The 21,103-nt window shown below is 56.3% G+C and carries 15 protein-coding genes and 1 pseudogene; 9 read left to right on the top strand and 7 right to left on the bottom strand.

The features are described from left to right. Positions 1-32 precede the first annotated feature (32 nt). The 4 genes from B0D71_RS18530 to B0D71_RS31880 form a co-directional block, all read right to left on the bottom strand. Positions 33-1,079: an SCO family protein gene (locus B0D71_RS18530; RefSeq protein ID WP_103396052.1), complete on the bottom strand. Its 1,047-nt coding sequence runs from the start codon at positions 1,077-1,079 to the stop codon at positions 33-35. Positions 1,080-1,155: 76 nt separating this feature from the next. Next, positions 1,156-4,584: an Ig-like domain-containing protein gene (locus tag B0D71_RS18525; protein ID WP_103396051.1), complete on the bottom strand. Its 3,429-nt coding sequence runs from the start codon at positions 4,582-4,584 to the stop codon at positions 1,156-1,158. A 454-nt stretch (positions 4,585-5,038) separates the two neighbouring features. Next, positions 5,039-5,950 carry a cation diffusion facilitator family transporter gene (locus B0D71_RS18520; RefSeq protein ID WP_103396050.1) on the bottom strand — a complete coding sequence of 304 codons (912 nt, stop codon included), beginning with the start codon at positions 5,948-5,950 and terminating at the stop codon, positions 5,039-5,041. A 159-nt stretch (positions 5,951-6,109) separates the two neighbouring features. Then, positions 6,110-6,487: a hypothetical protein gene (locus tag B0D71_RS31880; RefSeq protein WP_133160946.1), complete on the bottom strand. Its 378-nt coding sequence runs from the start codon at positions 6,485-6,487 to the stop codon at positions 6,110-6,112. Between the two features lie 135 nt (positions 6,488-6,622). Between B0D71_RS31880 and B0D71_RS18510 the strand changes: the two genes are divergently transcribed. From B0D71_RS18510 to B0D71_RS18500, 3 genes are read left to right on the top strand one after another with little or no spacing between them, the layout of a single operon-like run. Beyond that, the gene (locus B0D71_RS18510) at positions 6,623-8,653 is read left to right on the top strand and encodes a heavy metal translocating P-type ATPase (RefSeq protein WP_420825141.1); all 2,031 of its coding nucleotides are present in this window, start codon (positions 6,623-6,625) and stop codon (positions 8,651-8,653) included. A 49-nt stretch (positions 8,654-8,702) separates the two neighbouring features. After that, positions 8,703-9,113 (top strand): TFIIB-type zinc ribbon-containing protein, encoded by a 411-nt coding sequence (locus B0D71_RS32185; protein WP_103396048.1) that lies wholly within the window; start codon positions 8,703-8,705, stop codon positions 9,111-9,113. An 11-nt stretch (positions 9,114-9,124) separates the two neighbouring features. After that, on the top strand, positions 9,125-9,595 hold the full coding sequence (locus tag B0D71_RS18500; protein ID WP_420825140.1) for a DUF3703 domain-containing protein: 471 nt from the start codon (positions 9,125-9,127) through the stop codon (positions 9,593-9,595). A gap of 226 nt (positions 9,596-9,821) precedes the next feature. Here the strand turns inward: B0D71_RS18500 and B0D71_RS18495 are convergent, their stop codons facing one another. Beyond that, the gene (locus B0D71_RS18495; RefSeq protein WP_103396047.1) at positions 9,822-11,216 is read right to left on the bottom strand and encodes a heavy metal sensor histidine kinase; all 1,395 of its coding nucleotides are present in this window, start codon (positions 11,214-11,216) and stop codon (positions 9,822-9,824) included. Next, positions 11,213-11,887 (bottom strand): heavy metal response regulator transcription factor, encoded by a 675-nt coding sequence (locus B0D71_RS18490; protein ID WP_103396046.1) that lies wholly within the window; start codon positions 11,885-11,887, stop codon positions 11,213-11,215. Before B0D71_RS18490 ends, B0D71_RS18495 begins: the two co-directional genes overlap by 4 nt. Positions 11,888-12,363: 476 nt before the next feature. On the opposite strand from B0D71_RS18490, the gene B0D71_RS18485 reads away from it, so the two are divergent. From B0D71_RS18485 to B0D71_RS18460, 5 genes are all read left to right on the top strand, one after another. Beyond that, positions 12,364-13,638, top strand: a complete 1,275-nt coding sequence (locus tag B0D71_RS18485) for a TolC family protein (RefSeq protein WP_103396045.1) — start codon at positions 12,364-12,366, stop codon at positions 13,636-13,638. Positions 13,639-13,687: 49 nt separating this feature from the next. Then, the gene (locus B0D71_RS18480; protein ID WP_103396044.1) at positions 13,688-14,896 is read left to right on the top strand and encodes an efflux RND transporter periplasmic adaptor subunit; all 1,209 of its coding nucleotides are present in this window, start codon (positions 13,688-13,690) and stop codon (positions 14,894-14,896) included. Positions 14,897-14,948: 52 nt separating this feature from the next. Then, positions 14,949-18,101, top strand: coding sequence for an efflux RND transporter permease subunit (locus tag B0D71_RS18475; RefSeq protein WP_103396043.1), 3,153 nt, complete (start codon positions 14,949-14,951; stop codon positions 18,099-18,101). 220 nt (positions 18,102-18,321) lie between these two features. Then, positions 18,322-18,522 carry a co-regulatory protein PtrA N-terminal domain-containing protein gene (locus tag B0D71_RS18465; protein WP_103396042.1) on the top strand — a complete coding sequence of 67 codons (201 nt, stop codon included), beginning with the start codon at positions 18,322-18,324 and terminating at the stop codon, positions 18,520-18,522. Between the two features lie 79 nt (positions 18,523-18,601). Continuing rightward, entirely contained in the window at positions 18,602-18,934 is a 333-nt protein-coding gene (locus tag B0D71_RS18460; RefSeq protein WP_103396041.1) for a DUF2790 domain-containing protein, read from the top strand. A 205-nt stretch (positions 18,935-19,139) separates the two neighbouring features. Here the strand turns inward: B0D71_RS18460 and B0D71_RS18455 are convergent, their stop codons facing one another. Then, the gene (locus B0D71_RS18455; protein WP_103396040.1) at positions 19,140-20,465 is read right to left on the bottom strand and encodes an OprD family porin; all 1,326 of its coding nucleotides are present in this window, start codon (positions 20,463-20,465) and stop codon (positions 19,140-19,142) included. 180 nt (positions 20,466-20,645) lie between these two features. Here B0D71_RS18455 and B0D71_RS18450 point away from each other — a divergent pair. Beyond that, positions 20,646-21,071 (top strand): annotated as a pseudogene (locus B0D71_RS18450) (SOS response-associated peptidase family protein); the annotation flags it as partial. Between the last annotated feature and the right edge of the window lie 32 nt (positions 21,072-21,103).

Here is a 21,103-nt window from a genome sequence, read left to right as displayed (position 1 = left end):
AGAGTGCTCCAATAAGCGAGCCATCACTCGGATTAGCCGCCTTGTTGCTGAATCTTGGGGCCAGCGTGCTGGTGGGCTCCGTCATGCGTGTCCTGCGCCATCGGCGCCTCAGGTTGCAACCGTTCGGTCTCTTCTGCCAGATAGGTGAGTACGGCACTTGTCTCTATTTCGCCTAGGCGCAGATTGGGCATCGCGATGTTGTTGTATTGCTCATACAACTGCATCGCCAGCGCGTCTTTCTCGGCCAGCATCTGATCCGGTTCTTTGATCCAGCGCTTCAGCCATTGCGGGTCGCGCTGGCGAGTGACTCCGATCAGGTCCGGGCCAATGCTGCGGATGCCAGCGTTCTGAGTGTCTCCAAGGGTATGGCAGGACGAGCAGCGTGTGCGGTAGATCTGTTCACCGGCACTCGGCGGGCGCAGGGTTGGGGCGCTGGCATAATCCTGGTCGTTGGTGCTGGCGTCTTTCCAGTTCTGTAGTGTTTTGCTCAAGCGATCGGCCAGAATGTAGGGGTTTTCCATGGGCGAGGATTTCATCCAGCGCCCCGTACTTTGGTTGCCGATGATCAGGCTCAGGTTGTGGTCCTTGTTGCGGCCGTTGTCGATGCCGTCGATGAACAGCCCCAGGCTTTTACGCAGTGCAGTGATGTCGTCCTTGTTACCGGTGAGGAATTGCCAGCCGGGGCCGATCCTGAATTTCTCGGTGTACTTCTTCAGCACTTCCGGTGTATCGGTTTCCGGGTCAATGCTAATTGAGTAGAGGAATACATCCTTACCAACCCGGTCACCGAGGACTTTTTGGACCTGGAGCAGGCGTGCAGTTTCCAGTGGGCAGGAGTCGGTGCAAGAGGTGAAGATGAAGTTAATCGCCACCACCTTATCCTTGATCATGTCATCGAAAAAACGCATTTTCTGGCCGTCTTGATTGACCAGCTCAGTATTGGGGAAGTAGTCCCGTCCCCAAGGTGTGCTTGAACCGCTGTCTTCGGCAACGGCGGCCGAGCCGCCTGTGATGCCCAAGGTAAGCAACAGCAGCAGGCGGAGAAATTTGATCGTCGGGGTCCAATGTGAAGTGATCATGATTTGTGTCCTGTCCTGAATACTGATGAAAGCCTTGCACTCCACCTGTACCGGCTGGAGTGCAAGGTGGTGCAGGTCAACGTACTGAGATAGGCGCCGTGACCGACTTACCGGAGGACGACTTGATCGTCACGGTCGCAGTCGCCGCCGGCCCGTTGCCGGTGGTGCTCGTCGATATCCGCCAGCGGGCTCCGGTGGCTATTGGCGTCATGGTTGCCGTGCCCAAGACCAGCGGCCCGCCGGTAGTGGCTGCGGTAACGGTCAGGGCGGTGCCGGTCTGCGACGTGGTCCCCGCCAGATCCCAGGTGTAACGGTTGTTGCTGCGTACCGAGACGATGGCGCTGGTCACTTGCAGGTCCTCGTTGCTGGTCGCTGCCGGTGTCACCGTAATGGTCACGGTGCCTGGCGTTGCCGAGACTCCACCCTTGGCATCGCGCACCTCATAGGTGAAGGATGCGGTGCCCGGCTCGGTGAGCGCGGCCGGCGGCGTGTAGATCACCCTGGTGCCATCGGTGGTGGCGGTACCCATGCCTGAATCTGGCTGGCTCAGGCCGACCACAGTGAGCGGTACGTTTTTGTCAGGGTCACTGTCATTGGCCAGGACGCTGAGGGTGACGGGCACACCGGCTGTTGTGCTGGCAATGTCGGGACCAGCAATCGGCAGCTTGTTAGTGCTGTTGTCGTCGCCACCGTCGTCCTCATCGTCATCACTGCCGCTACCCTTGCCGCCGGTACGGAAGGTCGGTAATGCGGCGGTTGCGACGTATTCCACGCCATCCCAGCTTGGCAGCGGCGTGGGCATCAGCTCGAATTGGCCCGGGTGCTCGATGTCCCATCGCAGCAACATCGACGAGTCCTCGTGCTGTGTGTTGTGGCAGTGCTCCATGTAGGTTCCGGCAAATTCGCGGAAGCGGATCGCCATGGTCACTTCGGTGGAGCTATCGACTTCCGGGCCGATGCGGAACACGTCCTTGCGCGCCCATTTTTCCCAGTCCGGCGGTGCTTTGCCATCGCGGTTGAGTATCACCCCTTCCTCGAAGTGCACGTGCACGGGGTGGCTCCAGCCGTTGCCGCCGTTCTTGATGTTCCACACTTCAAGGGTGCCGTCGCCACTGAAGCCGGCATCGGTCGGGCCGGTGGATAAGGCCGGCGCTGCAGTGAGCTGGCGTGGGTCCATGCTGTAGCCAAAGCCGCCGTCGGTCTTGATGGTCCAGGGCGCGAGGTCGGTACCGTCGGAGCGACCGAAAGTGAAACTGCGATGCCGGGCCAGATCGAGTTTGGCTTTGTCGGCCGGATCATCACGGTTGATGGTCAGCGGGATCATTTTTTTACCGGCCACTTTGCCAGGCTTGGCCGGTTCATAAGCGGTCGGGTCCATGCTCAGGTCCTGGCCAGAGTAGGAGTTGACGATCAGTTGCAGGAACTTACCCACCACCGGGTCGCCCTTGTCCCATTGCGGCCCCTTGCTGCTTTGCTTGAGGACGGCCTTGTACTTCTCTGACAGCACATCGGCCAGTGACAGCTCTGCTTTCTCGGGACCCTTGCCGGTCTTGTGTTCCATCAGGTTGACGAAGTAGATCTTGTCTCCGGTCTTGATCCCGTTTTTAGCGAAGTTGATGATGATGTCGTAGCGCTCGGCGATGGCCTGGGTTGGCAGGATGCCGTTGTTGTCTTTGAAGTCGCCGTCGCCATCGAGGTCCATGCTGCCGTCGAACGGAATGGCGTGTTCCATGATGTTGCCGTCGTTGCCAATCATGTGGAACGGCACGCGGTTGTAGGACACCCCCGAGCCGGACGGCCCAGGGAATTCACCGCCGGTGCCCTTGATTTCACGCACCACGGCGAGCTTGAAATAGCGTGACACCGAGCCATTGAGAATACGGAAGCGATAGCTGCGCGCGCGCACGTTCAGGAACGGCTGGTACTGCCAGTTGACCAGCATCTGGTCACCAAGGAAGCCGTCGGTGTTGAACGGGTTGAACCATAGCTGGCCGGTGGAATCCCAGGCCTTGTCGCCGATCACCAGGTTGACGTCGTAGTCGCGGTTGCCCCAAGGCATGGCTGAACCGCTGGGCAGACGCAGATTGACGCCATCCTCCAATGCCTCGTTGCCGCGATCGATGGCGCTGTAGTAATTCATCATCACCGCGTTGCCCTTGTAGACGTTCTGCGCGGTGAAATCGAGCATGTGGTCGTGGAACCAGTGGGTACTCATAGTTTCCCGCCAGTCGCCACGGATCTTGATGCTGCCGTTTTGACAAGTTTTGAGGCCTGGGGTCATGTCATTGACCCAGAGGGTTTCTCCCGGAGAACAAGGAAAGGCTGCGCGCGGATCCTCGGCCTTGGTGTTGATGGTGTCGTAGCCGGCCAATTGCACCGGCCAGCGGTAGTCGTAGTATTGGCCGGGGAAGAAGAAGGCGTTGGCATAACCATCGCTTTCGGCCGGGTTGTGACCGTTGTGCTCGTGGGTGCTGATAGTGTGCAAGCCGAAGCCGTTGTTGGCGGCCGGGTCGATGGGCAGGGCGTTGTAGTGACGCATTAACAGCGGTTGCCCATAACGAACCATCAACAGTTTCGGCGGCAGGGTACCGTCGAAAGTCCATACGGAGTTGTGGTTCTGGATCGGCATCTTTGGATGGATGCGGATGTCGATGCCCTTGGTAGTGCCATTGGTGGCCGTAGTACCTGCGGTGTTGTGGTAGAGCCCGTTAGGACCAAATTCACCTTTCGTGTAGCCGTGCATCTGTTTGCTATCGCGCAGGCCAAGGTTCTGCCGCGCACCCGCTTGCACGGTCTTGAATGAAGCTTGTGGGTAAAACTCGTTCCAGCGCTGGTGCGACCAGCCTTTTCCGCCAGGCCGTCCCTCGGCCGGGGAGCCTACCGGGGCACGGTTGAGAAAGGCTTCGATCTGCGCCTTCCAGGGGTTTCGGTCCAGTACGTTGGAATACTGAGTTGGGAACGGCGTCAGCCCCGGTTGACGCAGGAAGGCTTCCAGCGCCGTTCCCGAGGGGCCGCTGCGGGCCAAGCTGTTAGGATCCTGACTCGGCATCGGGCCCACCGTCGGCACGGGGAAGGTCATTTGCGCTGGTGGAGTTTGCGGGTCGAGTTTCTCAGGGCCGAACTCTTCGAACAGGAGCATTTGCTGGGTGTAGGGTTCCGCGCCAAACAGCGGACTGGGTTTGCCGTTGGTGGGGAAGTTGAAAGAGGTCTGCAAAGCGGGAGGCAGGACGTTTTCAGTCCGAGGCGTATCGCGGTTGCCCTGGCCACCATTAGGCAGTGCAAGTGAGCCATGGTTGGCCTCAGGTAGCGTCCTGATTTCCAGCAGTGCGGCCGCGGGGTCGGCAGGCTGTGGTCGATAGTAGGAGGGGTCGGTGGGAGATGGCTGGCTCTCATCGTCAATCGGCGATGCGCCGGCATCCGCCCCGCAGAGCGCCAACAACAATGCCGAGGCCAGGTCCGGCCGGATAAAGAGCGAGATAGGATGGGGGGTTAGATTTGTTTTCATCCTCATTGCCTCCCAGCATGATTAGGTGGTGAGCCATACATGCTGCGTGTCGATAGCACTTTGCCCTTGGTTTAGGCTGCAAGCAGAGTCCATGCCAGACACGACGAACAATTTTGAAGTATGAGGAAAGCTTCATTGAACCGACGTTCTGTAGGTGATGGAGGTCAATCCACTGGCGTCGGATGGAAAAATGAACATTGGGGAGATTCCCCTGTTTGGGGGGGGAATTGGGTAAACATGCCCAGACCGCGTTTTGAGATTCGAGCAAGCGGAGGTAGGGGTTAATGGGCGGCGATTGACACTGTCATCGTTTGGCCTGGGGCGCGCTGAAGGTCAGGAATGAGTTTCCTGAGCAGTGGATGTCTCTGCTTCGGATCTCCCCTACGCCAACTGAAAATATTCCAGTGGCATAGCGGCGGTCCATTCCTATCCCGAAACACGCTTGAACTGATTCTTAGTGCTGCATACCTTCGTTTTCTGCAAGGCCGGCATGAAACTCTGAGTTTTCTATCTGAAGTGTCGTATGGTCAATATGGAATTCATCACTCATCAATCGTGTTACTTCAGTCAATATTTCTTGTTCACCGCCTGAGGAGTGCTGGACGACGAGGTGTGCACTCATCACGTTCTTACCGCTGGTTAAAGCCCAGATGTGCAGGTCATGGATATCCTCAATGCCTTTAACCGCCCTGATTCTGAGCTCCACTTCAGCGATATCAATTCCATCCGGAACGCCCTGCAAAAGGATGTTCATGCTCTCTTTGAGCAAAACCCAAGTTCTGGGGAGCACCCAAAATCCGATCGCCGCAGCAACAATAGAGTCAATCCAGATCCATCCGGTAAAACGAATGATCAGCGCCGCTCCAATCACGCCGAGAGAACCTAACATATCGCTCCAGACCTCAAGGTACGCGCCTTTGACATTGAGGCTTTCATTACTGCCAGACATGAGCAACCGCATTGAGACAAGGTTCACAGCCAACCCTATCAACGCTACGATCAACATGGCTGTCGACTGAATTTCTGTTGGAGTCTTAATCCGCTGATATGCTTCATACAAGATGTACACCGCCACCATGAACAGCAGCATCGCATTGAACGCAGCCGCGAGAATTTCAAATCGCGCATAGCCAAATGTCCGTTTCCTATCCGCGGGGCGTTTGGCGATCTGAATAGCGACCAATGAAATTGCAAGGGCGGTGGAATCGGTAAGCATATGAGCGGCATCAGATAACAATGCCAAGCTGCCAGTGATGAAAGCCCCTATGACTTCCGCGACCATGAAGCTCGTGGTCAGCGCCAAAGCTATCCACAATTTTTTTTCGTGCCCTGCACGTACTTCACCGTGACTATGACCAGCGCTCATAGGGTTCTCCATGTTTGTGAGGGGTTAGGCAGGTGCTTTGGATGCCGTTCCAACTCAATTTCGTTCATTTACAGCTACCTGCTATCGAGAGAGAGGCGCTACAAGGCCTGCAGCTCAAAAAGGTCTCTAGAAAAATAGCACTGCTACAAAGACGCAGCTCTATGTCCGATACCGATAACCAAAAAACCACCCTACTGGAATGTGAAATAGCTTCAATTCATTGCTTGACCCTGTAGTTGGTTCAGGCTGTTGAATGGTGCCATTGTTCTTACCGGTAGAAGCACCATGAGTCAGGAAAGCAAGCCAAAACCGATCGTCCGCCTTCAGGCTGTGAAAAAAGACGATTGTTGTGGGTCCGATCATCCGCATGCGGTTGAACCTTCTCATCACAAAACGCACCAGCATGATCCTGGCTCGCATAATCACGACCATGGCGCGCATGCCCATGCCCACGACCACGACCACGACCACGACGACCCGCACGATCACGATCATGGCACGCACATTCACGATCATGCCGATGCCTGTTGTGCTCATGGCACTCACGCAACTGAGGCATTTGCACCCAGCAAGACCAATCCGGCTCCCGAGGGGACCAATAATGTTCGATATCGCATCGACAAAATGGATTGCCCCACCGAGGAACGCCTCATCCGTAACCGGCTAGAGCCGATGTCCGGAATTGTCCGCCTCGACTTCAACCTACTGAATCGTGAGTTGACCGTGCATCACCGTCTGGATGATCCGCAGTCAATCGTCACCGCATTAGTTGCACTGGACATGGGGCCGACCTTGATCGAAGCCGGCGCCGCACCTTCGGCTCTTCCGCCAGTGCTGAGCGCAAAGTTGAAAGGGTTGTTGGCCGTCAGCGGCGTCGCGGCTATCGCCGCTGAAGTCACTGCATGGACAACCGGGCAGGAAAGCTCTTGGCCAGTGATGGTGTTGGCTGCTCTGTCTATCCTGGCTGCTGGTCTGCCAACACTTAAAAAGGGTTGGATCGCGGTTAAAAACTTCACATTGAATATCTATTTCCTGATGTCGCTGGCTGTCGTAGGCGCCCTCGTCATCGGTAAATGGCCTGAAGCCTCAATGGTGGTTTTCCTGTTCGCCATTGCAGAAGCCATCGAAGCACTTTCTCTGGAGCGGGCGCGCAACGCTATCAAGTCGCTGACTGCATTGGCGCCGGAAATCGCTGAGGTCATGACTGAAAGTGGCTGGAAAGAACTGCCAGTAGCGAGCGTATTGCTCGGTAGTCGTATCCGGGTTCGCACAGGTTCGCGCGTGCCGCTGGATGCTCGGGTAGATTCTGGACGTGCGGCACTGGATCAGGCTCCGATTACTGGCGAAAGCCTACCGGTTGATAAGGAGATTGGAGATCCGCTTTACGCTGGCACCATCGTTACGGACGGTGTGGTTGAAGCTACCGTCACGGCAGTAGCTGGGGAAAGTACCCTGGCGCGCATTGCAGCAGCGATTCAAGACGCACAGTCTCAACGGGCACCTACACAGCGGTTTGTAGATCAATTCGCGCATTACTACACCCCCGCAGTAGTAGTTCTCGCTGTTCTGGTAGCTGTCCTGGGCCCTGTCCTCATCGGTGGAGCTTGGGGAGAGTGGCTCTATCAGGCGCTGGTTCTGTTAGTCATTGCTTGCCCGTGCGCTCTGGTGGTTTCAACTCCGATTACCGTCGTCAGTGGGCTAACAGCAGCAGCCAGGCACGGCATCTTGATCAAGGGTGGTGCGTATCTTGAAAGCGGCCGGTTTCTGAAGGTTGTTGCACTCGACAAGACCGGTACTTTGACTCAGGGCAAGCCGGTACTGACCGATGTTGAGCCGTTTACAGATATGCCCATTGAGCAGGCTTTGCTGATCGCCGCAAGCCTGGACGAGCATAGTACGCATCCCGTAGCCAAGGCCTTGGTCAGCGGCTGGAAATTGCAGCAGCCGGAGGGGGCGATTATGCCGGTTGAGGACTTCAGTGTACTCAACGGGCGTGGTGTCAAAGGCAATATCAATGGCCAATCCTGGCACCTGGGTAACCATCGCCTGGTTGAAGAGTTGGGCGTATGTTCCCCAGAGCTTGAGGCTCGATTGTCGCTGCTGGAAAACGCGGGAAAAACTGTAATCGTACTTTGCGCAGCCAACGGTCCAGTAGCGATCTTCGCAGTAGCTGACACCGTACGGGCTGAAAGCTTTGCTGCCGTAGCCGCTTTGAATGCCATGAATGTTGTACCGGTAATGCTGACGGGTGATAACCCGGCAACCGCCAACTCTATTGCCGGGAAATTGGGCATAAAGGATGCGCGCGGAAATCTCATGCCAGAAGACAAACAAACCGCCGTCGCTGAACTCAAACGTCGATATGGCCCGGTTGGCATGGTTGGGGATGGCGTGAACGACGCCCCTGCATTGGCACAATCCGATATCGGTTTTGCAATGGGAGCCGCAGGCACCGCTACCGCACTTGAAACCGCTGATGTAGCCATCATGGATGATGACCCGCGCAAGATCGCTGATTTCATAAGCTTAAGTCATCGATGCGCATCGGTTCTAAAACAGAACATCGGATTGGCATTGGGCATCAAATTCGTTTTTCTAGCGCTGGCATTATCTGGCCACGCAACCTTGTGGATGGCTGTTTTTGCGGATGTTGGGGCGAGCTTGCTCGTCGTATTCAACGGGCTGCGGCTGCTGCGCAGGTGATATGACTGCCGCGCCCTCGATTACTGATTAGCACGAAGGAATCAAGATTATGCAATGTCCAATTTGCAAAGATATCGCGTTGGTAATGACTGAACGTCAAAGTATCGAAATCGATTACTGCCCTCAATGCCGTGGTGTTTGGCTTGATCGAGGTGAGCTCGACAAGATTATTGAGCGCAGTCAGCAACAGGACGCTGGTCGTTTTCTCCCACAGAATTCACCAATTGCGACGCCAGATAGGGCGCCAGCGGGTCAGACAGGGTATGTCCAACCTGCGTACAACCAGCATGGTGGCGACCAAAGCTACACAGAACAGCGTGGACATAATAGTGGCGGTTGGAGGGATGAACATCATGGCGGCCATCAGAGCGGCCATCAGAGTGGCCATCAGAATCAAGGCGGACATCATGGTCAGAAGCCCCACCATAAAAAATCGTTTCTACGAGACATCTTCGATTAATTGGTCAGGCGTTGTCTTTAAATCGTAGCGATGGATTTTTCACTTCGGCATTGCGCGTGCCTGCATATGCCGAAGTCGAAGATTGGCTCCTTGCTGATTCTGCCGGCTACGATTACAGCGGATCCAAGTCCGAGGTTGGGATGAAAGAGATTCTGCGTACTGCAATAAATGAAGCCTTCCTTGAGGCTTCTGCCGCGCGTAAGAACAACGACGTTCAGGCTGCTTATCTCTGGTTGGAGCGTGCTCATATCATCGCGCAACGCATGCCTCTGGCTCATGCGAGATCGCATTGGCTCATGTTGAAACTGGGATTACAGACAAGGGATTGGCGTGAGGTTGTGGGCCAGGTTCCTCGTATTTTTGCTGCGTTATTGTTTTCCAGGATATGGGTGCCAGTCGGCAACACAGGCAGAGCACGTGTCAGTGCATTTAGTGTCATGCCGCTTTCTGCCGATCTACAGGAACTGCTGCGCGACGACTAACGCAGCCCCCTTTCTATTTGAACAGTTGGTGTGCTCAATCGAGCACGTCTTTTCCGTCTGAAGTGGAAATTGGGCATTCGAAATAATCGGAAGCTTCAGCTCTCCTATTTCCGGTGTACGTAAAAATGTACGCGTGCCCAAACAACTCAACGAATAGGCTAATGGCCTGTGCGAAAAGTCGACCCATGAAGTAGCCCAATCGCAACAATTGGGCTGTTCGTGGTGCTTAGCTCTTGGGGAAAACCAGCCTGAACACAGTTAACTCGCCAGGTTGACTTTCAACCTGAGCATCACCCTGGTGCAAGCTCATGATCGAGCGCACGATGGCGAGACCCAGCCCGGTACTGCCTTGGGAACGGGTGCGGCTGCTGTCGACCCGGTAGAAACGGTCGAACAGATGTGGCAAGTGTTGTGCCTCGATACCCGCGCCAGGATTGCTGACGAACAGTGAAACCTGTTTCGCACCGCTCTCAATGACCAACGAAATGGTGTTCCGAGGTGGGCAGTGGCGCAGGGCATTGGATAGCAGGTTCGAGATCGCCCGTTGAATCATCAAACGGTCGCCCGACACCCGTGCGTTGCCGACCACACTCAGCTTGATCTCCTTGTCCTGCGCCGGTAGGGAAAACAGTTCGACCACTTTCTGCGCCTCGGCTTCAAGATTGACCCATTCGAAAGGCGCGTGCGCCGTCGATTGGCTGGACTGCGCGAGGAATAGCATGTCGGAAACTATCCGCGCGACGCGTTCCAATTCTTCGGTGCACGACACCAGAATGTCTTTGTACTCCTCGCTCGAACGCTCCCGGGAAAGTGTCACTTGGGCCTTGCCCATCAGGTTATTGATCGGCGTGCGGAGTTCATGAGCCAGGTCGTCGGAGAATTGCGACAGTTGCTGTACGCCGTCGTCGAGGCGATGCAGCATGAAATTGATGCCTTGGGCCAATTCGCTGAGTTCCTGGGGCATGTTGACCACCGATAGCCGATGCTCGAGATCCTGCGTGGTCACTCTTGCCGCCACTTTTCGAAACTCGCGCAACGGTATCAGGCCCCGCTGTACCGCAAACCAAGCAGTGAGGCCGATAAAGATCAACAGCAGCGGCAAGGCAGTCAGTGTCGAGCGCAGATAGGCGCTGAGCAAAGCTTGATCGTGGGTGTTGTCGATCGATATCAGCACCGGCACGGGGGTACCGTCCTTGACGCGGATCAGCTTCGAGGCGGTGAGAAAATTGGTGCCCTCGACGTCGGTGCTGCTGGAGTAGACCAGTTGCTCGGTGATACCCCGCACGGCTTTCAGTTCCGGGCGCGGATCGACCATGCCTGAGCCGGACTTAAGCAGCGGTGTACGAAGATTGTTCTGGTCATAAATGCTGAGCGTCAGGTTGTCATGTCCCATGACCTGATCGAGCAGGATATGCGGTTTTCCGCTGATTTCAGCGACATTGGCGTACAACGCCAGGCTATGTTCCACCTGCTCCATTTTCTTTTCCAGGTTGTCCCTAGATAGCGCGTTCAGTTGATGAGTCAGGGCGAAGTAAGCCAATACCGCCAGGAACACCACCAGCAATGCCCCCAGAAGACTGACTGTCAAACCAAGGCGCAGCGAAAGACTGGCTGGCTTCATGTCCGTGACTCCAGTACGTAGCCGACACCGCGAAGGGTGTGGATCAGCTTGCTGTCGAACGGGTCGTCGATCTTCGCCCGCAGGCGGCGGATGGAAACCTCGACCACATTGGTGTCGCAGTCGAAGTTCATATCCCACACCAGCGAAATAATCTGGGTCCGGGTCAATACCTCGCCGGAGTGGCGCATTAGCAGATGTAGTAGGGCAAATTCTTTGGTGGTCAGGTCGATGCGCTGTTCGCCACGGAAGGCCCGGTGACGGCCCGGGTCGAGCTCCAGGTCGGCAACCTTGAGTACTTGCGGCACGGGAATGTTTTCACTGCGACGCATTAGAGTGCGCACGCGGGCTAACAATTCCGGGAACTCGAACGGCTTGACCAGATAGTCGTCGGCACCCATGTCCAGTCCGCGGACTTTGTCCGCCAAGCGCCCGCGCGCGGTGAGCATCATGACCCGGGTGGAATGAGCGCGACGCAGCTGTTCCAGCACGCCCCAGCCGTCCAGTTCCGGCAGGTTAACGTCGAGAATGATCAGGTCGTAAACCTGATGCTGGGCCAGATGCAGCCCATCGGCACCGGTTGTCGCACGGTCAACAATATAACCACTCTCGGTCAATCCCTGATGCAAATACTCGGCAGTTTTAAGCTCGTCCTCGATGACAAGGATTCGCATGGTCAATCACCACTTTTATTTAATGGGTAAGTAATTAAGGAAGTCGTGAAAATTGTTATTTTTATAAGTTCTTCCGAATGTTATTCAATAACAGTTAAATGAATTTACTGCTGTTCATTACGTAGGGCCAACGATTGATTTCACACAAAATAAAGGCTGTAGCGGCTACAGAGTCAACTGAAAACGGTTGAGTGGAGGCTCTAAATCAGTCCTCTGCGACAGCCTGTCGCAGAGGTTGGGACTTGCACGTCCTCATTTCATGAGAACGGAAACACAGCTAGTGCTGTTCGGCGGATAAGCATGGAGTATTTGTTTCTTGGTGTTGCTGTGTAGGTTTGAGCGTTTCGAATACTAGATCAAAATAACTTGCTGTAACAGTGGATAACGTATTTGTAATGTTCCAGTCACCTTGTCGATAAGTTCAAAAACATAACGTGGCAGTATCGAAATTTCTCTATTTTAAAGGAAGTGTTCAATTGCCCGGTCCAAGAGAACTGACGGCGCGATTACGCCTGAAAAAAGCATTGCGAATCGCGGGTACTACAGGCTTTTTTTTAATGGCCAATCCTGGTTTTGCGGTTGCTTCGTCAACGACACTGACCCTTGATCAGGCCCTGCAAACGGCGCTCGCCGCAAACCCCGATCTCGCAGCAGCGCAGTGGGACATCGGCATTGCCGAAGGTGACCGAAAACAGGCTGGTTTGATCCCCAACCCCACAGTGTCGTTGGAGGCCGAAGACACCCGACGTGACTCGCGCACTACTACGGTGCTGCTCAGCCAGCCGATTGAACTGGGAGGCAAGCGCGGCGCGCGTATCGAAGTCGCCAGCCGCGCGCAGGACGCTGCCGGGATCGAACTGGAGCGCAAGCGCAACGCGTTGCGTGCCGATGTGGTTCAAGCGTTTTCCAGCGCTCAAACAGCGCAGCAACGGTTGCAGTTGTCTCGTCAGTCTCTGCAACTCGCCGAGCAAGGTGTGCGCGTAGCCCAAGGGCGTATACAAGCCGGCAAGTCCTCGCCGGTCGAAGGGACGCGGGCGCAGGTGCAATTGTCTGAGGTACGGCTTGAACAGAGTCGTGCCGAGCGCGACCAGGCCAATGCGTATCAGCAACTGGCTCAAGTCATGGGTGCCCCTTTGCCGGTCTCGGTCGATGTGCAGGTTGCCCGACAATCAACGCTCGCCGTGCCGTCGACAAAGTTACTTGAACGCCTGAATGAGACCGCCGAGATGCGCCTGGCCAAATTGCAGATCAATCAGCGTGAGGCTTCTTTGGGGCTGGAGAAGGCACAGCGAATTCCCGACCTGACCGTAAGCATCGGCAGCCAGTACGACGCGACGGAGCGCGAGCGGGTGAACGTAGTCGGGCTGTCGATGCCGATTCCATTATTCAACCGTAATCAGGGCAACGTACTGGCAGCCGCTCGACGCGCAGATCAGGCGCGGGACTTGCGCAATGCCACCGAGCTGCGTTTGCGCACGGAAACCCAGACTGCCCTGGAGCAATGGCGGACCGCGAATGGTGAAGTGAAGGCGTTCCACCAGACCATCCTGCCCTCCGCGCAGAGCGCTGTCGACAGCGCTACACGAGGATTCGAGATGGGTAAGTTTGGCTTCCTCGATGTACTCGATGCCCAACGCACCCTGATCAGCGCCCGCACCCAATACATCCAGGCGGTTGCAGAGGCGACAGACGCGCGGGTGCGGATTGAGCGCATTTTCGGCGATCTCGACGCGCTCGCTGTCAGCCCTTGATTTTCAACTTTCACAGAAATGCGTGATGGCTTGGCGCAGAGGAGTTTCCATGAACAAAAAACTGATCGTTGTCGCCGTAGCAACTTTGGCGCTGGGTATTGGCATCGGTTCGATTCGCACGGGTAACTCGTCCATCGAGGCGCATGCCAATGAAGCGGCGGAACATGCCGAGCATGCTGAACACGCCGAAAATGGCGCCGCAGCTGAGGGTGAACATGCTGCAGGTGAAGAGGGACATCTGACCCTCAGCAACGAGCAGATCACTGCGGCAGGTATTCAATTGATCGAAGCCGGTGCGCAGAGTATCAATCTCGGTTTGCCATTCCCCGGTGAAGTGCGTTTTGACGAAGACCGAACGGCCCATGTTGTGCCTCGAGTCCCCGGCGTGGTCGAGTCAGTGTCGGTCAATCTCGGGCAATCGGTGAAAAAGGGTCAGCTGTTGGCAGTGATTTCCAGTCAGCAGATTTCTGATCAGCGCAGTGAACAGGCCGCGGCGCAGCGGCGTCTGACACTGGCACGGACCACTTACGAGCGTGAGAAGCAGTTGTGGGAAAGCAAGATTTCCGCTGAACAGGATTTCCTCCAGGCTCGACAGGCGCTGCAAGAAGCTGAAATCGCCCTGAACAACGCTCAACAGAAAATCAGCGTACTCAGCGGCAGCGTGGTCGCCACCGGCGGCAATCGCTATGAGCTGCGCGCTCCGTTCGACGGCGTTGTGGTGGAAAAACACCTGACGCCGGGAGAAGTGGTCGACGTGACCAGCAATGCGTTCATCCTTTCGGATCTTTCCCGGGTTTGGGTGACATTCGGCGTTTCACCCAAGGATTTGACCAAGGTGCAGGTGGGCAAACCCGTGACGATCAGTGCCCCGGAGCTGAACGCCGAGGTCGTTGGCAACGTGGCTTATGTGGGCAGCTTGCTCGGTGAGCAGACGCGTACCGCCACCGTGCGCGTGACTCTGGAGAACCCCCAAGGCGCGTGGCGTCCGGGCCTGTTCGTCAACGCACTAGTAGCCACCGACAGCCGTGAGGCCAGAGTCGCCGTGCCGGAAACCGCGATTCAGACGGTCGAGGACAAACCTACAGTATTCGTGCGCACCGACGACGGCTTCAAGGCGCAGGCGGTGGAGCTGGGTAGTCGAGCGGACGGGCAAGTGGAAATCACCAAGGGGCTGGAGTCCGGGGTTCAGGTCGCAGCTGCCGGCAGCTACGTTCTCAAATCGGAACTGGGTAAAGCCTCGGCTGAGCACTCTCATTGAAACAGCGCTTTAACAACACCCACCGATCTGCCCCCTCGACGAGAAGGTTCTCATGTTCGAACGCTTGATCCAGTTTGCCATCGAGCAGCGCATCATTGTGCTGCTCGCCGTTTTACTCATGGCCGGCCTAGGTATCGCCAGTTACCAGAAACTGCCGATCGACGCCGTGCCCGATATCACCAACGTCCAAGTACAAATCAATACCGGCGCCGCCGGGTTCTCGCCGCTGGAAACCGAGCAGCGCATCACCTTCCCGATTGAAACTGCCATGGCCGGTCTACCGGCATTGGAACAGACCCGTTCGCTGTCGCGGTCGGGGCTGTCGCAAGTCACTGTGATATTCAAGGACGGCACTGATCTGTTCTTCGCCCGGCAGTTGGTCAATGAGCGCCTGCAAACAGCTAAAGAACAATTACCCGAAGGCGCCAAAGCGGTGATGGGGCCGATTTCGACGGGGCTTGGGGAGATTTTCCTGTGGACCGTCGAAGCGCGGGAAGGCGCGCTCAAGGAGGACGGCACCCCCTATACGCCGACGGACCTACGGGTAATCCAGGACTGGATCATCAAGCCGCAGCTGCGCAACGTTCCTGGCGTGGCGGAGATCAACACCATCGGTGGATTCGCCAAGGAGTATCAGATTGCACCTGATCCGAAACGGCTGGCAGCGTACAAACTGACTCTCACCGATCTGATCACTGCGCTTGAGCGCAACAATGCCAACGTCGGCGCGGGCTACATCGAGCACATTGGCGAGCAACTGCTGATCCGCGCGCCTGGACAAGTGGCGAGCACCGAGGACATTGCCAACATTGTCATGGCTAACGTCGACGGCACACCGATTCGGGTGAAGAACGTTGCCACGGTGGATATCGGCCGTGAACTGCGCAGCGGGGCCGCGACTGAAAACGGTCGCGAAGTGGTGCTCGGCACCGTATTCATGCTGATCGGCGAAAACAGCCGCACCGTCTCCCAGGCAGTTGCCAGCAAGCTTGAGCAGATCAACCGTTCGCTGCCGACCGGCGTCGTCGCGGTGCCGGTTTATGACCGTACGCACTTGGTCGACAAAGCCATCGCCACGGTGAAAAAGAATCTGGTCGAAGGTGCGATTCTGGTGATCGCGATTCTCTTCCTGTTCCTGGGCAACATCCGTGCGGCTTTGATCACGGCCATGGTGATTCCGCTGTCGATGCTGTTCACCTTCACCGGCATGTTCAGCAACAAGGTCAGCGCCAATCTGATGAGCCTCGGCGCACTCGACTTCGGCATTATTGTCGACGGCGCGGTGGTAATCGTTGAAAACACCCTGCGACGGCTGGCCCACGCACAGCAGCATCACGGACGATTGCTGACCCGATCCGAGCGCTTCCATGAAGTATTCGCAGCGGCCAAAGAAGCGCGGCGACCGCTGATTTTCGGCCAGTTGATCATCATGGTCGTGTACCTGCCGATCTTCGCCCTCACCGGTGTCGAAGGAAAAATGTTCCATCCAATGGCATTCACTGTGGTGATCGCGCTGCTTGGCGCCATGTTGTTGTCGGTGACCTTCGTACCAGCGGCCATCGCCCTGTTTGTCACCGGTAAGGTCAAGGAAGAAGAAGGCGTGGTCATGCGCGGCGCACGCCGGTTTTATGCGCCGGCGCTGGCTTGGGTGATGTCCCATCGCGCCGTGGCAGTGGGCATGGCCTTGATCGTGGTCGCGCTCAGCGGCGTGATGACCAGTCGCATGGGCAGCGAGTTTGTACCGAGTCTCAGTGAGGGCGATTTTGCCCTGCAGGCGTTGCGCGTACCCGGCACCAGTCTCACGCAGTCGGTGGACATGCAGCAGCGTCTGGAAACCTTGATTCTCAACAAAGTGCCGGAAGTACAGCGCGTATTCGGCCGCACCGGCACCGCCGAAATTGCTTCTGACCCGATGCCGCCGAACATTTCCGACAGCTACGTGATGCTCAAGCCCAAGGAGCAGTGGCCGGATCCTGGCAAATCCCGCGAAGCCCTGATGGCCGAACTGCAACAAGCCGCCGCGACGCTACCGGGCAGCAACTATGAACTGTCGCAGCCAATCCAACTGCGCTTCAACGAACTGATCTCCGGTGTGCGCAGCGATGTGGCGGTCAAGGTTTTCGGTGATGACATGGACGTGCTCAACGCCACGGCGGCGAAGATTGCCACTGCTATGCAAAAGGTTAACGGTGCGTCCGAGGTCAAGGTTGAGCAAACTACAGGTTTGCCGGTGCTGACCATCAACATCGATCGTGACAAGGCTGCACGTTACGGACTCAACGTTGGCGATGTACAGGACACCATTGCGGTAGCGGTGGGAGGACGCCAGGCAGGGACGATGTATGAGGGCGATCGGCGTTTCGACATGGTGGTGCGTTTGTCCGATGCCATGCGCAAGGACATCGAAGGTTTGTCGACCCTGCTGATCCCGGTGCCGGCACCGCAGAATGGCGCGTCCAATCAGATCGCTTTCATTGCTCTTGAGGAAGTTGCCAGCCTTGATCTGGTGCTGGGGCCGAATCAGGTCAGTCGCGAAAACGGCAAGCGCTTGGTGATCGTCAGCGCCAACGTGCGTGGGCGCGATATCGGTTCGTTCGTCGCAGAAGCGGGTGAGGTAATCGAGCGCGATGTCGAGGTTCCGGCGGGTTACTGGACCAGTTGGGGCGGGCAGTTCGAGCAATTGCAGTCGGCGGCCAAGCGCTTGCAGATTGTGGTGCCGGTGGCCTTGCTGTTGGTGTTTGGCTTGCTGTTCATGATGTTCAACAACCTCAAGGACGGGCTGCTGGTGTTCACCGGGATTCCGTTTGCCTTGACCGGTGGCGTAATGGCGTTGTGGCTACGGGACATCCCGTTGTCGATCTCGGCGGGCGTCGGGTTCATTGCGCTGTCGGGAGTCGCGGTGCTCAATGGCTTGGTGATGATCGCGTTCATCCGCAACCTGCGGGAGGAAGGACGTTCCCTCTCCGATGCCATCAGCGAGGGCGCCCTGACAAGGCTGCGTCCGGTGCTGATGACTGCACTGGTGGCGTCCCTTGGCTTCATTCCGATGGCCCTGGCGACCGGTACCGGTGCGGAGGTGCAGCGGCCGTTGGCGACGGTGGTAATTGGCGGGATTCTGTCCTCGACCATTCTCACGTTGCTGATATTGCCTGCGCTGTATCAGCTGGCGCATCGACGTGATGAAGAGGCCATCCCAGTTAAATAGACGTACCCCTTGTGGAAGCGAACCTGCTAGCGATGACGGTGAGTCAGTCAGCATTGATGCCAACTGACTATTTGCTATCGCAAGCAGGCTCGCTCCCACAGTTCATTGGTGCTGATTCAATTCAACTCCCACGACATAACGGATATGTAATTTTCGCGCCACCGTGGCGATAGGTTCGGATTGTTACCCTGACCTCGTCAATCAAATGAGGCCTGAAAACATGAAACTTGCACAATTGAGCATCTTTGCAACAGCGTTGGTGATGTCGTCCATGGTGTTAGCTGAAGGCGGCGGCGACAGGGCTTTCGAGAAAATGATGGCGGCTAAAGAACGCTCGATGGAACTGTTTGTAGCCAAAGAGAAGACGCATGATCCCGTTGTTGTAAATGAAAAGAAAGACGACAAAGCCCAAGACATGTAAGCGCGTCGCACTTGGATAAGCCTGCCATCGCCCCCCGATGCCGGGCTTTTTTTTGCTGGTTCTTCTTAAGGAAATGGATATGAAATTTATCAAGTCGATGACGTTCATCGCGGTCATGGCCCTGTCCCTGAATGCGCTCGCTGAGGGCGGTGGTGACAAAACGTTTGAGAGGGCCGTCAGCGCAAATACAAAAGCAATGGAGCAGTATGCTGCCAACCAGGGCAAACCTGCACCAGTGATGAAAGACTATGAATACGGGATGAAGTTGGACGTGGTCAAAGTAGTGAGCACCGTGCGACCGCAAGTTTCATGCGCCGCAGTCCCTACCGTGATGACCTATGAGGACTCCCAAGGACAGCTCAACACCATTAGATACACCGTAGGAGGCGAATGCCGCAGAAACGGTCGGTGAACCGGTATCGCCCCGTAAGGACTGTCGAGTGCTTCGATTTTTCGATTTTCAAGACAAGTTCGCAAGATTGCAGCACGTTGCACTTTTCAACTTCAGTGAATGCGACCCGCGAAAATAAAAAGGGCGCCCCGAAGGACGCCAAAAGATTCACCTCTTACCAAAGGAGCAAGGAGCTTCTAAAGGTGAATTTGTATCAACCGCGATGTCAGAGAATCGCCAACGGGTATTCGATGATCACCCGGACCTCATCCAGATCCGATTCAAATGCCGTAGCGCGGGTAGTGGCTTGACGCAACCGCAGCGACATATCTTTCAGCGAACCTGTCTGCACGACATATTTGACTTCAATGTCACGCTCCCATCGCTTCTGATCGGTCAGCGGGTTGCCGTCGGCATCACGGCGCATGTACGTGGCGTTGGCGTTGGAGTAGTCGGCATCGGTGCCGCGGGCGTAACGAGTCATGAACGACAGACCCGGAACTCCGTAGCTCTCCATGTCTAGGTCATAGCGCACCATCCACGAACGTTCCTTGGGTGAGTTGAAGTCGCTGTACTGGATGGAGTTGTCGAGGAAGATCGAGTCGGACTGGCGCAGATAATCGAAGTCGTCGTTGCCGTTGTTGCGCTGGTGGGACAAGGCCACGGAGTGCGCACCGAGTTTCACCCCGACCCGGCCGCTCCAGATGTTGTTGTCGAACTTTCCAAGCAGTTGTTTGCCTTCGTCGACCGCCTTGTAATAGTTCAGGTCACCGAACAGTGAAATGTCATCCGATAGCGGATAAGTCCAAGCGTTCCCGGCGTAGTACTGGTTCCAGGCATCTTTTAGGCGACTGGAATACAGGCTGAAACTAAGGTTCTTGTTCAGCGAATAGTCTCCGCCGAAATATGCGATCCACGGCGAGTTGACCGGGCCGGCATAGAAGGTCGCGAAGTTCTCGCGCATGTCGCTGGACGTCGGCTGGCTCATCGCGTGCAGTCGACCGCCCTGGACCGACAGGCCTTCGATGCTGGTGTTGGTAGCCGTCACACCGCGGAAGCTTTCCGGCAGCAATCGAGAATCACCCGCGGCCACTACGGGGTTGGCGGGGAACACGTCACCGACTTTTACCACCGTATCGAAGGCCCGGACTTTGGCGGCACCACCCACCTTGGTGTATTCGTCCCGCGCCTCTCCGTCACTGTTGACTGGCAGCACATCAAACGAACTCTGGCCGCCGTTGCGGCCATCCCCGGTATCGAGCTTTAAACCGATCATCGCAAACGCATCGACACCGACCCCGACGGTGCCTTGAGTAAAGCCGGATTCGAACTTGCCAATAATGCCCTGAGCCCAGGCTTCCGAATAACCATTGCCGGTGGGGCTGGACTGACCTTTACGGTAATCACGATTAAAGTAGAAATTGCGGTTGAGCACCGTCAGGCTGCTGTCCTCGATAAAGCCCTCTGCCTTATCTTCCGCAAACACCATGGACGGCCCTGAGCCGACAACTACAGCTAAAGCGGCTATCGACATTTTTGAATTGTTAAGCATCAATCACTCCTTGGTTTCGGCAGAACTGGAAGCTGCGTCGGCGTGGGTTTTATTGTTCGGCGGAAAAAGGCCCGCCGGCATGGTCGCCGGGTGACATCGTTGCAAGCTGCAGATAACGCCAAGGTGATTGGAGGATTACAATTTCGTCAGGTGGGTGTAGTCCAGGACTTCTGAGTTTTGGCAATAACCGCTAAAGACAACTGGTTTGAAAGGGTCGACGAAGGCGGGCTAAAGATGCAGCCCTACCTCATCCGCTATCGCGAACGAACTCCGGTTCTCTGCGCTGCCATCTGCCAGTATCCAATTGCCGAACATGAAGCAGGTGAGCACGACGGATTCGTCATCATCACTGGCAGCGTCGGCGGAGTGATGGATATCCACGACCGCCGATCAGTGAGTCTGCCAGGAAAACTTGCCCAAGAATGGTTGTCTCCGGCGACACCCAAAGAGAGTGCAAAGCAGATGGTGCTGCTACTGGATGAATCTCCGGAGGCTTTCGAATGGTTCAAAATTGACCGAGCGATCGGCAACGTACGTAATCAAGGGCGAGCGCTCATCAAACTCACCGGACAGATCCAATGCGGTGACTATAAGGGTAACGGTTAAAGCAGCCGGTATTGCCTTCAATGCGACATCGA

It is taken from the genome of Pseudomonas laurylsulfativorans (genome assembly GCF_002906155.1).
GTDB classification, from domain to species: domain Bacteria; phylum Pseudomonadota; class Gammaproteobacteria; order Pseudomonadales; family Pseudomonadaceae; genus Aquipseudomonas; species Aquipseudomonas laurylsulfativorans.
The sequence above is the reverse complement of the archived record's forward strand: the minus strand, read 5'-3'. Positions and strand labels throughout refer to the sequence as shown.